1 rRNA gene is annotated in these 209 nt (G+C 50.2%); it reads left to right on the top strand.

The features are described 5' to 3' along the window. Positions 1-197, top strand: a 23S ribosomal RNA gene (locus ACDO57_RS23410); the annotation flags it as partial. Positions 198-209 lie beyond the last annotated feature (12 nt).

The raw sequence follows: 209 nt of genomic DNA, 5'->3' as shown, positions 1-209 counted from the left end.
GGCACTGCCCGGTAGCTAAATGCGGAAAAGATAAGTGCTGAAAGCATCTAAGCACGAAACTTGCCCCGAGATGAGTTCTCCCTGACTCCTTGAGAGTCCTGAAGGAACGTTAAAGACGATGACGTTGATAGGTCGGGTGTGTAAGCGCAGCGATGCGTTGAGCTAACCGATACTAATGAACCGTGAGGCTTAACCTTACAACGCCGAAG

It is taken from the genome of Enterobacter cloacae complex sp. 2015409, assembly GCF_041365315.1.
Taxonomy (GTDB): Bacteria; Pseudomonadota; Gammaproteobacteria; order Enterobacterales; family Enterobacteriaceae; genus Enterobacter; species Enterobacter pseudoroggenkampii.
The sequence above is the reverse complement of the archived record's forward strand: the minus strand, read 5'-3'. Positions and strand labels throughout refer to the sequence as shown.